The organism is Dolichospermum sp. LEGE 00246 (genome assembly GCF_015207865.1).
Taxonomy (GTDB): domain Bacteria; phylum Cyanobacteriota; class Cyanobacteriia; order Cyanobacteriales; family Nostocaceae; genus Dolichospermum; species Dolichospermum heterosporum.
The window spans coordinates 1-13,976 of the sequence record NZ_JADEWA010000097.1; the positions used below are offsets into that span (position 1 = coordinate 1).

Here is a 13,976-nt window from a genome sequence, read left to right on the forward strand (position 1 = left end):
ATAGTATCGTTGCATTTGTACCTCAATCTCACCAGGGTAAGTTTGCATCATCTATCAGTTCATCCATCTACCCCTCTAGTGTATAGCTATCATTGGCAGTATTACACCTTATTTAATCCACGATCCTAATTTATTTTTTGATGCGGCGGGTAATGATGGGGACTTGTCGCTTCCTTTTGATTTCCGTGCGGTGAGTAATGCGGTTGGGGCAATCCGCATTAATACGGCTGATGAATTAACCTATTTTGCGGAGGGTTCTCCTAAGTTAGCGAATGCAACGGTGACTTTGAGGGACTATTTTAGTAATGAGGTGGTTGCTAGTGCAGTAACGGATAGTACGGGATTTGTTGATTTCTCGAATATTAAGGAAGGGAATTACAACCTAGAGATTAAGGCAGACAAACACGAAACATTCCGCCAGACGGTTCAGCTTGGTGCGGGGGAAGTTGAGAATGTAAATGCTTTTCTGTCTCGCCAGACGGTTAGGTATATTTGGACGGTTACGCCTACGGAGGTTCAAGACAAATATATCATTAGCGTTGAGAGTTTGTTTGAGACTAATGTCCCTGTTCCGACCCTCACTATCGATCCTCCTCAAATCGATCTAGCAGGGCTTGATGTGGTTGGTGAGGAAACGCAAATTGATATGACAATTACCAATCATGGATTGATTGCAGCAAATAATATCAAGTTGAATTTTGGGGAGCATCCTTTCTATAAGATTGAGCCTTTGATTAAGGACGCTGGGACTGTATCAGCTATGGGTTCTCTCACTATTCCTGTAAAGATTACGAGGATTGCTGACTTTACTACTTTAAACTCAAGTGCGGGTGAGATTCAGACTTTATCTTCGGCTCAGGTTCTTTGTTCGCTTTTGGCTTCTGTTACTGGCGATTATCCATGTGGTGGACAAAATGTTGGGATCAGCATAGGTATTGCTGTTAATGGTGTCGAAGGTAATTCTTGCGGTCCAATTCAAGTTAATAGCAATACAGTAATTCAGCAAAGTTCTTGTAGTCCCCCTGATTGTGATGATAAGGATAAAAAGGTTGAGCTTACGCTTGACTGGAATGGTAAGTTGGGAGATATTGTCACAGTTAATTTTCAAGATAAGCTTGAAGAGTTGAAAAACACATCATGTCCTGATTCTGACACGAAATTCAAAGGTTTTACAGACGCAAATATAACTGACGGGAAAGATCGAATTGCACAGTATGATAATGAAAAATGGAAAAATGATCTAAAGGATGGAATAATTCGTTTTATTCCAAGATTATCTGATCAAGGGACTTTTTCATTACCATCTATCTTAGAGTATGGAAAAGACTTCCCTTCGAGTACAGGGAAAATAGTTCTTGATGATGGTAAATATAAACTAACAATCAACCTGAATCTTCAACCAGGTTATACCTCTTTAGGAGCAACTCTTCCCAGTGGTTTATCTACTGATGTAGTTACATTTGGAAGCAGCCAATTAGATAAATATCGCCAAGAACAAAGGCTAGCTTATTTAGGATTTCCTGCACAGTCAGGACTTCGCCTAGATGTTAATGGAAAAGATGATGGTGATGAGTTAGGTTGGGCGATCGATCTATTTGATGGTATTGCTAATAATAAAAGAATGATAGAGCCTGCAAATGGGAAATTTACGGGATTACCTTTAAATAATAAGTTTGACACTTCAAAAGGTAAAAATTTTCTCAATGCAACTAATGCCCCTAGATGGAATGAGTTGAAACCTAGTACTATACCAAACATATCTATCGATAAAGATCAAGACGAGCGATGGGCGACAAATTGGACACTTCAAATTTTACAATCAGCAGCTAATAGCTATAATGAAAAATTAACAACAACTGCTCTTACACGGAAAGCAGGCGGCATTCGTCTACCCCATTCAGGACATCAAACTGGTTTAGATATTGATATAGATGTAATTGATATTGGGGCTTCTGGATATAGTGCCCAATCAGTCATAGATTTAATTAAGATTTTCTTTAATACCAAAATTAACGGGATTGAGATAAAACGCGCAATTTTTAACGATAAAGTAGTTCAGAATGCATTTCCCAAAGGCAAAGTAATTTCTGCGGTAGGGCATGATAATCACGTTCACTTTGATGTTTCTGCACCTAGCCCCCAATTTTCTATACAAAGCCTAAATCTTGATAATATTTCTACTCAAACCTTACAGTTAGATACTAACAATTCAATATCTCCTGCTCAGGAGCCTATTATTTTTAGCCAAGATAGCGAGATTAATAATATAATCGACTTAGCCGTGCTATCAGATAATTTAACGTTAACTGATTCTATTTCTAGTAATACTTCTGATGTATATTACCGCTTTGTTCTGGGTAATAACGCTCCAGACGAACAAGAAGTTGAATCAGATGTACCTTCATTTCCCAATCTGAAAAATTTTAATTTATCGCTACATCAATTGAGTTCCAATGTTGATGTAGCGTTAGTTCAGGATTTAAACGATGATGGGCTAATTCAGGATGATGAAATTATTGCCAGTTCTAAATCCACTGGTAATAGTGATGAAACAATAAACCTTAACGACTTACCAGAGGGAGTTTATTACATTCATCTTTTATCAAAGGAAGGTTCCGCTAACTACACTTTAGATTTATCCTTACCACCCCTACCCATTCCTTTAGACAAAGCAGGAAATACGCTTGCCACTGCTCTCGATTTAGGAGTATTAAATAATCCCATAACTCAAACTGACTTCATTGGTGAAGTTGATACAGATGACTATTATCGTTTTAGTTTAACTTCTCTCAGTGACTTAGCCCTATCTGTCACTGACTTGTCTCTAGGGGATGTATCAGTTACATTAGGACAAGACCTAAATAATAATGGAACTATTGACGATAATGAGATTATTGCAATATCCGATGAAGAATTAGACTCTCCTGAGCAGATTAATCTTACCAATTTACTTCCAGGAAATTATTTTATTGGAATTTCTCGTAATAGTGGGAATACTAACTATATCCTTAAACTTGCAGCAACTTCATTAGAACAAGGGGACAACTCACCCAAGGGTGCATACAATATTGGTCTTCTTACTCAAACCTTTAAGCGTAGTGATTTTATTGGCGATACAGATAAACAGGATTACTACCGCTTCTTTTTGAACAAAAATAGCCCTGTAACCATTAAACTAGATGGCTTATCAGCAGATGCAATCCTAGAACTTTCTCAAGACAGAAATAATGATGGTTATATTTCATCCGATGAAATTATTGCTTGGTCTGATGTCCCTGGTTCAAGTCCTGAGAACCTTACATTTGATAATCTACAAGCTGGGAATTACCTAGTTCGCGTCTATCAATTTGAAGACGATACTAACTACAATCTAACAATTGATATCCCAGAAACAAAAAAAGACAATGATCAAAACAATGGTTCGTGTGCCAAAGTTAGCATCAAGATCGATCAAGAAGCAGTTATGACTGGTTCAGCATTCCTTGGTAAACTCGAAATCGACAACGGCAACGAAACCAACCTCACAAACCTCACCGTCACACTCCAAGTTAAAGACGCTCAAGGCAATATTGTTAACAGCCTATTTGGAGTAACCAAACCCACCCTCAAAAACATCAACGCCGTTGATGGCACAGGCATCCTAACAGGTGATAACCCCGCCACACCAGAAAATGAAGGCATAGGCAGCGCCGAATGGACATTTCTCCCCACCACCCTAGCCGCACCTGATGTTCCCACCCAATACACCATTGGCGGCACACTCTCCTACACAGATAATGGCACAGTAATCTCAGTTCCCCTAGTTGCAGCACCAGTTACTGTCTATCCCCAAGCCCAACTATATCTCGACTACTTCCAACAACGCGACGTATTTGCAGACGATCCCTTCACGGATAAAATCGAACCCTCAGAACCATTCGATTTAGGAATGATTCTCAAAAATAAAGGTAAAGGATCTGCTAAAGATTTAGAAATCACCTCTTCTCAACCGAAAATAGTTGATAACGAAAAAGGATTATTAGTTGATTTTAAAGTTGTAGGTACGCAAGTCGGCACAGAATCAATTAGCCCCTCGCTTACCCTCAATTTTGGAACGATCGCACCCAATCAAATCACCGTCGCTAACTGGTTATTTACCTCAACCATTCAAGGTAAATTTACCGACTACAAAGCCAGCTTCAAGCATATTAACGATCTAGGCATACCCGAACTTTCTATAATTAAAGATGTCAAAATCCACGAACTCATCCATAAAGTACGGGTAACTTCCCCCACTGACGATCAACTTCCCGACTTTCTTGTCAATGACCTCCCCGATGCCAACTTTACCCCTGATACCCTCTACCTCAGCGATGGCACAACCGCACCCGTAAAATCCTACTCCAACGCCACCACAGATGGAGCCGCCACCCTTGACGATCTAACCGTCCAAATTAGTGCAACCCTCGACAAAGGATGGAGCTATCTAACCCTCAACGATCCTGCTAACGGACAATTCCAAATCAAAAAAGTACTGCGTGCCGATGGCACAGAAGTAGCCTTAGACAACGTTTGGACGACAGACCGCACCTTCCCTGCCACAGGTCGCCCCATCTACGAAAACATCCTCCACCTTCTCGACAACAACCCCACAGCAGGCGCACAAACCTATACCATCACCTACACCACAGGCAACCAAAACCCGCCGAAAGTTCAAGATATTGTTGATGTCACCCCCAACCCTCGCAACATCCCCGTCAACACCCTAGATGTCGTCTTCACCCAACCCATTAAAACAGCAACCTTCGATCCCAGTGACATCACCCTCACCCTTGACGGCGTAGCCGTTAACACCAGCAGCCTCACCATTACCCCAGTTAACACCAACACCTACCGCATCGGCAACCTAGAAAGCATCACAGGCAATGTGGGGCAGTATCAACTCAGCGTTAATGCTGGCGGAGTCCAAGACTTTGAAGGACTATCTGGTACAGGAATTGTCAATGAAAGTTGGGTATTTACAGGCAACAAACCCGCCGTTGATTCCATTACTGGCTTTGCCTCCAACCTCCTCAAAGCACCAGTAAATACCGTTACCGTCACCTTTACCGAAGCCATTAACCCCAGCACTTTCGACTTTAACGACCTCTTCCTCAACCGCGATGGCGGCGGGAATTTGATTGATAACACCGTTACCATTACCCAAATTAATCCCACCACCTACCAAATCAATAACCTCGGCAACTTAACCAATATTGATGGTATCTACTCATTACTCGTCAAGGCACAAGACATTAACGATACCGATGGGAATACAGGCGTTGGCGCAAAAGGATTTAATTGGACATTAGACACCAACGCTCCCAAACTGCTATCCATTACCGATGTCACCAGCCCCCGCAATACCAAAGTTTCCACCCTAGATATCGCCTTCTCCAAACCCATCGATCCCACCACCTTTGACCTCAGCGATCTCATTCTCACCCTTGATGGCAAGACTAATGCGATCGCCAATAGTGCCAGCCTCACCAAGCTAACCGATACCACCTATCGCCTCAACGGACTAACCGCCGCCCAAGCTACTGATGGCACTTACACCCTTGCCATAGCTGGTAATGGTATTAAAGACAGCGCAGGAAACACCGTTACCAATTCCCTCTCTCAAAATTGGACATTAGACACAACTGCTCCTAATGCGCCTACCAATATTCAAGCAACCGCCAATCTCGCTCCATCTATTGCATCCCTATCAGTAAATACTGCTACGAGTTTAGGCGTTCTCAATGAATTCGGCCAAATTCGCGTCAATAGCACCAAACTTATTATCACAGGTTCTCTAGCCGAAACAGGATTAAACGTTTACGTTAAAGATAAAACCCTCAACCAATCTCTAGGTCAAGCAACGGTCAACGGAACCAACTTCAATAGCCAAGTTCAATTATCGGGTTCAGGCGCAAGGGATCTCGAAATTCAAGTAGTCGATGCTGCTGGCAATACCACCACCTCACCACTCAGTCTCTTTGCCGATATCACCCCACCCACATTGGTTAAATTCACCAATATTCCTCAAACACCCGTTACTAATCCCATTAACGCTATTGAAGTGGAATTCTCCGAAATTATTAATCTATCCACTTTTGACTATCAAGACATCACCCTGACCCGTGATGGTGGCTCAAATCTAATTACCAATGCAGTCACGATTGAATATCTCTCTGGCAATACCTACCGCATCAATGGCTTAGGATCGCTCACCCAAGCATTAGGGAACTATACCTTACAAATTAATACCACTGGGCTTCAAGATCAAGCAGGAAATCAAGGCATCGAACCCAAAAATGCGACCTTCACCATCCAAAGCCCATCGACACCAGGAGTAACAATTACTCAATCCAATGGCAGCACCAATGTCACTGAAGGCGGTGCAACCGACAGCTATACTGTTGTCTTGAGAACCCAACCTACGGCTGATGTCACGATTAACTTAGCGATCGGCAACCAAATCACCACCAACAAAACCACCCTTACCTTCACCACCAGTAACTGGAACCTTCCCCAAACCATCACCGTTACCGCAGTTGATGACAAGATTACCGAAGGAACTCAAACTAATACTATTACTCACACAACTAGCAGCAGTGACAGCAACTATAATTCCCTAACTATCCCTACAGTCAATGTTGGCATTCAAGATAACGATGCTGAAGTTCGAGGTATTATCTGGAACGATATCAATGGCAATGGAGTAAGAGACAACAGCGAACCCACACTCTCAGGTTGGAAAGTTTACCTAGACAGCAATAATAACAATCTTCTAGATACGGGAGAAGTTTCGACTACTTCTGATGCCCAAGGAGCCTACACATTTAACAATTTGCGTCCTAACACCTATGCGATCGCTCAAGTTGTTCAAGATGGCTATAAACAAACCTACCCTGTAATTAATATCTCCACTACCGCCTCTACCGAGAAAATCTTCACCCCTAGCGATATTCTCAGCACCAGTAGTAATACTCAAAACACGAGTGCAACCCATTTAATTAATCTTGATGGTTTCCAATCCGATCCCCGCTTTGCCAATATCAAAGGACAAAGTTATTCCACGGTCATTATTGATACGGGCATTGACTTAGATAATCCTTTATTCGGTGCGGATAGCGATCGCAATGGCATAGCCGATAAAATCATCTACGAATACGACTTTGCCGATCAAGATACCGATGCCAGCGACAAAAATGGACATGGTTCTAATATCGCCAGCATCGCCGCCAGTGTTGCATCTGATGCAAATATCATTGCCCTGAAAGTATTCAAAGATAACGGCTCTGGTTACTTCTCCGACCTAGAAGCTGCCCTGCAATGGGTCAATCAAAACGCCCAAAAATACAACATTGCCTCAGTTAATCTATCTTTAGGTGATGGACAAAATTGGAATACAGGCAATCCTCGTTATGGTATTGGTGATGAATTAGCAGCGATCGCATCCCAAAACATTATCATTGCCGCCGCCGCAGGTAACAGCTTCTATGAATTTAATAACAATCCAGGACTAGCCTATCCAGCAGCCGATCCTAATACCATCTCTGTCGGTGCAGTCTGGGCAGACAACTTTGGCACAAATAAATCCTTTAGCGGTGGGGCGATCGACTACACAACTGATAGCGATCGCATTGCCAGTTTCTCCCAACGCAGCGCCGACCAGTTAGATGTCTTTGCCCCAGGGATTTTTATTACAGGTGCTAATGCGACAGGCGGCACTCAATCAATGGGCGGCACATCGCAAGCTACCCCATTTATCTCAGGACTTGCGGTACTCGCCCACCAAATTGCCCAAGAGAAACTCAATCGCAAACTCACATTAGGTGAATTCCGCACCCTACTAGATACTACCAGCATTCTCATCAACGATGGTGACAACGAAAACGATAACGTTAAGAATACTGGAAAGAACTTCCCAAGAGTAAATGCCCTTGCCCTCGCAGAAGGAATTCTCAAGCTTAATAACCAAGTTTCCAGTACAGACAACTCCAACTCAAACACCAATTCCACTAACAATCCGCTTTACTTACCCAGTGGCTCAGTTAAATTAACTCATACAGTCACTCTCACCTCTGGACAAACTGCCACAGATATTAACTTTGGCAACCAACTCCTTAACAATGCACCAACGTTAGGAAATGCGATCGCAGATCAAAACGCCAAACAAAGTAACGCTTTCAACTTCCAAATTCCTACCAACACCTTCACAGATATTGACGCTGGTGATGTTCTTAACTATTCAGCAACCTTAGAAAATGGTAATGCTTTACCAAATTGGTTGACTTTTGATGCGAAAAATAGCACCTTCTCTGGTACACCAAATAATGATAATGTAGGGAATCTGAGTGTTAAAGTGGCAGCTACAGATAAAGCCGGGTCAAATGTTAGTGATATCTTTGTAATTGCAGTTGAAAATGTTAATGATGCACCAATAGTTGCTAACCTAATCGCAGATCAAAATGCTAAACAAGGAACTGCTTTCAACTTCCAAATTTCTACCAACACCTTCACAGATATTGACGCTGGTGATGTTCTTACTTATTCAGCAACCTTAGAAAATGGTGCAGCTTTACCAAATTGGTTGACGTTTAATTCTACAACTCGCACCTTTAGTGGTACTCCCACCAATGATAATGTAGGGAATCTGAATGTTAAGGCGATCGCTACAGATACAGCCGGAGTAACTGTTAGTGATATCTTTACGATTACCGTTGAAAATGTCAATGATGCGCCAGTTTTGAGTAATGCGCTCGTAGATCAAAATGCTAAACAAGGAACTGCTTTCAACTTCCAAATTCCTACCAACACATTTACAGATATTGACACGGGTGATGTTCTTACCTATTCTGCAACATTAGAAAATGGTAATGCTTTACCAAGTTGGTTAACTTTCAATTCCGTAACTCGCACCTTTAGTGGTACTCCCACCAATGATAATGTTGGCAGTTTGAATGTTAAGGTAACAGCTACAGATAAAGCAGGAGTAAATGTTAGCGATATCTTTACTGTCACAGTCGAAAATCTGGCTCTTGCGTCTCTTTTATGGTGATTGAGGATTGGTGATAACAAAACCCTTACGGGACAAGGGTTATAAACAATTATTTCCATATTTTCAATGAAATGCCTACACAATAGGGCTTTCAATGATTTTGAACCGGGTTTTCCATAAAAATAACCGAAGAACCGAAAATCTTAATGATGCTCCGATTGTGAATAATGCGCTCGTAGATCAAAATGCTAAACAAGGAACTGCTTTCAATTTCCAAATTCCCACCAATACCTTCACAGATATTGACGCGGATGATGTTCTCACCTATTCCGCAACCTTAGAAAATGGTAATTCTTTACCAAGTTGGTTAACCTTCAATTCTGTAACTCGTACCTTTAGCGGTACTCCCACTAATGACAACGTGGGGAACTTGAATGTTAAAGTGGCAGCTACAGATAAAGCTGGTGCATCTGTGAATGATATCTTTACTCTCGCAGTTGACAAAATCATTAACAACAAACTCACAACTGTAGGCACTCCAGGAGATGATAAATTAATTGCCACTCCTGGTAGTCAATTCGATGGTCAGAACAATATTGTATTTACAGGTGCAGGTAAAGACGAGGTAGACCTGTCCACTGTATCTGTTTTCCCCAACTCAGGTAACAATATCGTTGATCTTGGTAGCGGTGATGATACTATGTTTGTGAATAAAGGCGATCGCGCTTTTGGTAGTGATGGTAATGATACCTTTGATGCTAGAGATGGACAAGGTAGTAACCGGATGTCCGGTGGTACTGGTAATGATATCTTCTTCCTGGGTAGCAATGACCGGGCTTTAGGTGGTGATGGTAATGATATCTTCAGAGTTGGTCTTGGTGGTGGTAACTTAATTTCCGGTGGCGCTGGTGCTGACCAATTCTGGATTGTCAATGCTGAATTACCCAAAGCTGCTAATACTGTGCTTGACTTCCAACTTGGTACTGATGTCATTGGTATTCAAGGTGCTGTCAGCTTAGGTGTTACGACATCTACACTCAAGTTAAATCAAGTTGGTGCAGACACCGGAATTAGTTTCAACAATCAAACTCTCGCTATTCTTACTGGTATTCAAGCCAGCAGTTTGAGTTTGACAGATCCTAAACAGTTTGTATTTGCTTAGAATCTAATTGGTATTGAGTTAGGTCGAGGGGGGAGTAGTTGGGTAAGGTTTGAACGTGACCGCTCTCCCCTCCCCTAAGAACCGTGCATAAGACTTTTGCACGGGAGCAATGCGATTTTGTGAGTGTGAGTTTGGTGCAATCACTAGTTTATACACTGAAATCAGTAGTAAGTTAAATAACTAAATTAAAGAGTATTTTCACCATAAATTATCCTTTGGATATATTCCCAAAAGATAGAATAGGCAATATTTTAATATATCGCTACGCGAAACATTTGTGAAAATCATGAAAACCAAAAATCACTGTGTTTTAGGAGATAATTATGCAATCTGTACTTACTTTAATAATTGAAGCTATCGTTGTTACTTTCTTTGTAGCGATGTTTCTAGATTTTGTTGCTGGGATTATTCAATTAATACAAGCTACACCATCAGTTACACCAGACAACACATCAATATCAATTCCTAGAATCAATAAACTAATTATTTGTCAACCATTACCTGACCCTTGGACAATGAAATTAGAAAATGATATTTCATCTTACGAAACCACGAAAAATGAAACTATTCCTTTTCCTCTTCCTACACTAAAACTGTTACCACCTGCAAAAGAAATTAAATCAGAACCAAAACGCCGAGGAAGACCAAAAAAGAATAATACAACTCCTACTCCAAAAACTACTTCTACACGCAAACGCAAATCACCTCAAAAAGCTGTTGCGTGAACAAACAAAAATAATCACTCACTCTAAATCATCTTTGGAGAATATGTAAAAAGTCCAAAAACCTAAATCATAGCATTTTTCAATCTTAATTTATGGTTTAGGTGTCAATTCTAAAAAGGTTTTACTATTACAGGGAAAGAAAGGAGAATAGAAAATTAACCTTTAATCTTTCCCTCAATAAGTAAATACTTTCAAGCTAATTAAGCAAGCAGCAATAGCTGTTTTAATTGACAAATAGTATTGGTTCTGTCTATACTAGAAAATATTAGATTCGCGTATTCAAAAATTAAAGTCACTCCAGGAATAAAATCATACGGCTTAAATAAATTTATAGCATTATCAAATCTGGTTAATACCACTCAATGATGGGAAACCAGCATCGAAAATGTAATTGTTTAAAATACAAACTGGTGTAAATATCATCTGGATAACTATGCTAATTATTTGCCCTAAATGCCAAAGTGATAACTCTTGTAAATTATCCCTAATTTATCAAGAAAATGTCACCCATAGCACTAGCACAGTCAGAGGTTCTATAGGTTCAAAATCTGCTGCTGCTTATAAAAATAAAACTAATACTACATCACTTGGCAAGATAGCAGCACCACCAGAAAAACCAAAATCAAATATTATATTAATTTTTAAAATCATTTTTATTACCTGGATAGGTATTATAGTATTCACAATTTTTAAAGCCTTAGTTTTGATTGAATTGTTAATATTTTTAGTTTTCCCAATCTATCTATTCTGGGCATTAAGAAAAAACATTTTATACTCACGCAAATACCCTAAGCTTTATAAAAAGTGGGATAATTCTTTTATGTGCCAGCGTTGTGGAACAATTTTCGAGGGTTAACAAAATAACAAATAGTTAAGCTATTGAAAATCATTGATACAATGATGACTAATCATTACAATTAACTACCAGTTTAAAAAATCTATTTCATTAACAAATTCAAAGTCTATCTGGCATTTCCAAAAAGCCCTTTGGCTTTGGTGAAGACAGGTTTACAACCTTGCTCCCAGAAACAGTAGAATTAGCATTATTAGTCGCAGAACTACTATTTTTAGCAATTAGATTCCCACTACCAAACAACACTTGATACAGCGCCCACACATCTGCTAATCGCACACCCATTCCTACTTTATCTAATGCTGGGGGAATTTCTATACCACCATTCCAGATCAATTTAATATTGCTGTAATGTGCCTCTAATTCTGGTTTAAGATATTCCGCAGTCCCACCACACAAAATCATCTCATTAATATCACGGGGTATTTCTTGTAATAACCAGCGTACTAATGCCCGAAAATATTCATCCCGACTAAGTTTGAGAGCAAAAGACATATCTTGGGCTTCTGCTAAAATCTCAGCTTCACTTTTACGTCGTGATAAGGTAGCTAAAACTTCCGACTTACATTCAGATCCTGCTGCTACCACCGCAGCTATCAGATGTGGATCATCTTTCGATAAACCACTACAACGTCTAACAAAATCATCCAACATCCATGACATCCCAAAGGTATTTGATACCCCCGGAGTTACTGCACCTTTATTAGATATCTGTACAGAAGCATTGCGATATCCCAACATTACTACCGCAAGATTATAATTCCTAATATTTGTTCCCAAAATAGTACGTCTATGTAAATAAATACCAACTCCTTCGGGGACAACATTCAAGTCTACCAACTTGATCCTGATTTCACCAGTAGGTGTATTGAAACGTTTTAGTGCCTGTTTTAATTTAGATTCAAGACGCTCCCTATCTTGATATTCTGAAGGTGGTAATAAAACAGCAAGTGAAACTGTGAATTTGTTCATCAGTTTCAATTTTTGACTAACCACCCACAAAACACCACAGATTTTTTGTACTGCATTTTCTTCTTTCAACTGCTTGAGTAAGGAGTTACCACCATATTTTTTTCTCGCTAGAAAACCAATAGCATAATATTCCTCACCAATACCCACCCAGCAGGTATTCTCTGGATCTGTTTCACCTGATTTAGTTTTTTCATAGTTTTCTACTGACGCAACTGATACATCTGCTATTTCTGGTTCCATACACAGCAACGTAGGAAAGTTATTTTTATGAGATACACTTCCAATTGCTTTAGTTTGAGAACCACCTAAATCTATAGCCAGCATTAAATCCGGGGTTACACTATTTGTAGTTTTAGTCATTTTATTACTCACTTTTCCACCAATTAACTAAAATATATTTTTTGTGATTGAATTTCGTCAAGTATGAATTCAGGAAGTAGCTAAATTATTTAGTTATAGTGTTTATCCAAATAATGAACGAATATCCTGTCTAACAGCCTTTTGTTCATCGGTTAATTCCATTTGTACCTCTACATCTTCATCCCAAAAGTCATCATGTAGCTCAGTTTCTGGAGATTGGGGAACTGTTGTGTTATTAGTAACTATTTGTTCTATTGGGTTTTGATAACTAGCATAATTCTGTTTTATTACAGAATCGTTTGTAATCAAAGCGTTATTAAAACTGTCCATACTTTGAAGAATTATTTGAGACAAGGGTAAATTAAAATTTAACTTTATTTGAATATAATTCCAATGATTTAAACAATCAAACAATGATGATAAAGTTATTTCCTTCAATAAATTATCATCAACTCCGTTTACGTTGACATAAGCTAATGGCATAAAACATATTCGAGCTGCTTGCCATACTAATTCATCGAAATTTTTATGGGGATAATTAACCAAATAATTCAACAGTATTCCGTCTGGGGTATTTTCTCGAAATTGAAATCTAAGTCTCTTGCTTATAATTTTTTGCTCTGCCATAATACTCTTTCTACTTATCATCAATAGTATTTAAAACTCAATTGCCAGGATTAGTCAAAATATGCCTCTGTAGGGAGAACATCTAACCAAGAAATAATAAAAACTATATTGCAGCATTCAGCTATGGATTGAAAACTAACAAAAAGCATAAAACAGATATAATTTTTGATATATCAAAATATATAAACACGTTTAATTAATTTATTAATGATTACAATCAAAAAACTCTCAGCTTGATTTCACAAAAAGTTAGTTAGAAAAGTATTATTG

Annotated in this window: 6 protein-coding genes; 4 read left to right on the top strand and 2 right to left on the bottom strand. The window is 39.4% G+C overall.

What is annotated here, in order from left to right; genetic code table 11:
* The first annotated feature begins 163 nt into the window (after window positions 1-163).
* The 4 genes from IQ228_RS09260 (at window position 164) to IQ228_RS09275 (ending at window position 11,750) form a co-directional block, all read left to right on the top strand.
* Window positions 164-9,067 (top strand): putative Ig domain-containing protein, encoded by an 8,904-nt coding sequence (locus IQ228_RS09260; protein WP_193962709.1) that lies wholly within the window; start codon window positions 164-166, stop codon window positions 9,065-9,067.
* Window positions 9,068-9,161: 94 nt separating this feature from the next.
* Window positions 9,162-10,169, top strand: a complete 1,008-nt coding sequence (locus tag IQ228_RS27395; protein WP_193962710.1) for a putative Ig domain-containing protein — start codon at window positions 9,162-9,164, stop codon at window positions 10,167-10,169.
* Between the two features lie 323 nt (window positions 10,170-10,492).
* Window positions 10,493-10,894, top strand: coding sequence for a DNA-binding protein (locus tag IQ228_RS09270; protein WP_193962711.1), 402 nt, complete (start codon window positions 10,493-10,495; stop codon window positions 10,892-10,894).
* A gap of 433 nt (window positions 10,895-11,327) precedes the next feature.
* Window positions 11,328-11,750, top strand: coding sequence for a hypothetical protein (locus IQ228_RS09275; protein WP_193962712.1), 423 nt, complete (start codon window positions 11,328-11,330; stop codon window positions 11,748-11,750).
* A gap of 99 nt (window positions 11,751-11,849) precedes the next feature.
* Here the strand turns inward: IQ228_RS09275 and IQ228_RS09280 are convergent, their stop codons facing one another.
* Together IQ228_RS09280 and IQ228_RS09285 are read right to left on the bottom strand one after the other, a co-directional pair.
* Complete coding sequence (locus tag IQ228_RS09280; protein WP_193962713.1) at window positions 11,850-13,079, bottom strand: ParM/StbA family protein; 1,230 nt, start codon at window positions 13,077-13,079, stop codon at window positions 11,850-11,852.
* Between the two features lie 102 nt (window positions 13,080-13,181).
* Window positions 13,182-13,706, bottom strand: a complete 525-nt coding sequence (locus tag IQ228_RS09285) for a hypothetical protein (RefSeq protein ID WP_193962714.1) — start codon at window positions 13,704-13,706, stop codon at window positions 13,182-13,184.
* Between the last annotated feature and the right edge of the window lie 270 nt (window positions 13,707-13,976).

Bases quoted from the DNA above. Each gene is read 5' to 3' on its own strand.
- IQ228_RS27395 (WP_193962710.1), top strand. From the start codon at position 9,162: ATGATTTTGAACCGGGTTTTCCATAAAAATAACCGAAGAACCGAAAAT.
- IQ228_RS09270 (WP_193962711.1), top strand. From the start codon at position 10,493: ATGCAATCTGTACTTACTTTAATAATTGAAGCTATCGTTGTTACTTTC.
- IQ228_RS09275 (WP_193962712.1), top strand. From the start codon at position 11,328: ATGCTAATTATTTGCCCTAAATGCCAAAGTGATAACTCTTGTAAATTA.
- IQ228_RS09280 (WP_193962713.1), bottom strand. From the start codon at position 13,079: ATGACTAAAACTACAAATAGTGTAACCCCGGATTTAATGCTGGCTATA.
- IQ228_RS09285 (WP_193962714.1), bottom strand. From the start codon at position 13,706: ATGGCAGAGCAAAAAATTATAAGCAAGAGACTTAGATTTCAATTTCGA.